General features: G+C 72.3%; 3 protein-coding genes. All 3 read left to right on the top strand.

Annotation, left to right across the window (positions count from 1 at the left end; all coding sequences use genetic code 11):
- On the top strand, positions 1-813 hold an 813-nt coding region (locus EOINJALH_RS00630; protein WP_088278378.1), incomplete at its 5' end, for a phosphate/phosphite/phosphonate ABC transporter substrate-binding protein.
- 32 nt (positions 814-845) lie between these two features.
- On the top strand, positions 846-1,946 hold the full coding sequence (locus tag EOINJALH_RS00635; protein WP_088278379.1) for a hypothetical protein: 1,101 nt from the start codon (positions 846-848) through the stop codon (positions 1,944-1,946).
- A 241-nt stretch (positions 1,947-2,187) separates the two neighbouring features.
- Entirely contained in the window at positions 2,188-2,478 is a 291-nt protein-coding gene (locus EOINJALH_RS00640; protein WP_088278380.1) for a cupin domain-containing protein, read from the top strand.
- The last annotated feature ends 28 nt before the right edge of the window (positions 2,479-2,506 follow it).

Raw genomic sequence — 2,506 nt, forward strand, 5'->3', positions numbered from 1 at the left:
GCCTGCGCAGCGCCCGCACCGGCCGCCGCGCAGGCCCCGGCCGACGACACGCTGGTGGTCGGCGTGCTGCCCAACATCGGCGCCACCGCGCTGATGGCGCAGTACGAGCACTTCAAACGCTACTTCGAGCGCAACGGCCACAAGGTGCGCATCGTGCTGCCGGCCAACTTCAAGGCCTTCTTCGACGGCACGATGAAGGGCGAGTACGACCTCGCCGTGGCCGCGCCGCACTTCGCGCGCACCGCGCAGCTCGACCGCAACATGGTGCCGCTGGCGATGTACGAGCCGCGCATCAACGCGCTGTTCGTGGCCCCGATCGACACCACCATCGCCTCGGTGCGCGACGTGCGCGAGCGCAGCGTCGCCTTCGCCAACCCGCAATCGCTGGTGGCCATGTACGGTCAGCAGTGGCTGCGCCAGAACAAGCTCGAGCCCGGCAAGGACTACGAGGTCAAGGGTGCCCGCACCGACCTGGGCGTCGGCCGCATGCTGCTGTCCGGCGACGCCGTGGCGGCCATCATGAGCAACGGCGAGTTCCGCGCCCTGCCGCCGGACGAGTCCGCGCGCCTGAAGGTCGTCGAGGTCTTCGCGCGCATCCCGAACTTCATCATCCTGGCCCACCCGCGGCTCGAGCGCACCCGCGTGGCCCGCCTGAAGACCCAGCTGAAGGACTTCCTGTCCGACGCCGAAGACGGCTCGGCCTTCGCGCGCGCCACCGGGTTCACCGGCATCGTCGACATCGACGAGGCGCAGTTGAAGGAACTCGACCCCTACGTCGCCCAGACTCGCAAGGCGATGGGCTACGCCAACTGATCCCCCACCGACGCCCAGGCTGGAGCCCCGACATGAGCGCACGTGTACTGCCCCTCCGGATCGACGCGGACCCCGTCAGCACCCAGGCACCCGACTTCGAGGCCGGCCTGCAGACGGCCCTGGTGCGCGACATCACGCTGATGTTCCGCCCGCTCGGCGTCGAGGCCTTCCGGGCCTTCGCGATCGACATCGCGACCATGTCCTGCACCACCGCCTGGCTGATCAGCGAGCACGGTGAAGTCACCGACGACCAGCCCGACCGCCACCTGGACAGCGTCTTCCCCGGCGCCACGCTCACGCTGGCGCAGCTGGCCAAGGCCGGCCCGGACGACACCGTGGTGCACAAGCTCAGCCATCGGCGCTGGGTGTTCGCCTGGCGCGTCGACGAGTTGCACGGCGTCATCGCCGAGGTGCGCTACCTCGAAGGCCGCGACACCCCGGCCGAGCTCGACCGTGCCCTGGTGCGCCTGATCTGCGACGCCGGCATGCGCGGCGGCCACCGGACCGGCGGGCCGGACAGCGGCATCGGCGCCGTCGCCTGGCCGCAGATCGACCGGCGCTCGCCGCAAGGGGCCGCCCGCGGCACCTGGGCCGGCCTCGTCCTGTTGGCGCTGGGCGCACTGTCGGCGCTGCTGATCGCGCTGGTGGCCATCCCGCAGGCCCGCGAGGTGGCCGGCACCGCCCAGGCCGAACTGCTGCGCCTGCGCGACATGGCCGAGCTGACGATGAAGCGCGAGCTGTCGCTGAACCTGGCCGCCGGCGACTACGGCGAGGTGCAGGAGACGCTCAGCGGCTACGCCTCGCTGGGGTACTTCCACGGTGCGGTGGTCACCAACGCCAAGCAGCGCATCGTCTCGCTGGCGGGCCAGGTGCCGGGGTTGCAGGTCGGCGCCGAGGTGCCCGAGAACATCGCCCGCACGGCCCGGCCAATCGATCTGGCACTGGGCTCGGAAGGCTTCGGCCGCCTGCTGCTGCTGCCCCCGGCCGGGCCCACGGCCGACGATGCCGACGGCGGTCTGCGCAACGTGCGCGTGCTCGGTGGCGTGGCCGGCGTGGCCACGCTGGGCGGCGCCCTGCTGCTGGCCTGGCCGCTGCTGCAGCGGCTGCGGCGGCGCTCGCCCGCCCGGGGCTGAGGCCCGCCTCCGCCGGTCGGCCGCGCAGGCCTGCCCTCGAGGGGCAGCGACACGGCGGGCGGTCGGTGCCGCACGGTCTCTCGTTGGTTGGACGCCGGTGTGATCACGGGCGCGCCAGCCGCATGGCGCCAGGCACTGCACCGTCCCTTGCACTGCCCTGGGCCACACCCCGGTAGACCCGCCCGGCCAGGGTGTTGCACACTGCGTGGCCCGGGATGCGACATCCCGCCGGGAGCAGGCCATGACCGCACCACCCACGTTCGCCGAGTTCGACGCCCTGGCCCGTGCGCAGGGTTTTGACGAGGTGCTGGCCCGGCAATGGCCAGCCCACACCGTGCTGGACACCCACACCCACGGCTTCGACGTGGCGGCCCTGGTGGTGCAGGGCGAACTGTGGCTCACCATCGGCGACGACACCCGCCACCTGCAGGTCGGTGAGCGCTTCACGCTCGACCGCGACGTGCCGCATGCCGAGCGCTACGGCGACCAGGGCGCCACCTACTGGGTGGCCCGACGCAATGCCACGGCCTGACCCACCCCCCGGAGCCCACCGCCCATGA

Source organism: Ideonella sp. A 288 (assembly GCF_002198735.1).
In the GTDB taxonomy this organism is placed as follows: Bacteria; Pseudomonadota; Gammaproteobacteria; order Burkholderiales; family Burkholderiaceae_C; genus Pseudaquabacterium.

What these genes read in the sequence shown, in the direction of transcription:
- EOINJALH_RS00635 (WP_088278379.1), top strand. Translation starts at nt 846, where the DNA reads ATGAGCGCACGTGTACTGCCCCTCCGGATCGACGCGGACCCCGTCAGC.
- EOINJALH_RS00640 (WP_088278380.1), top strand. Translation starts at nt 2,188, where the DNA reads ATGACCGCACCACCCACGTTCGCCGAGTTCGACGCCCTGGCCCGTGCG.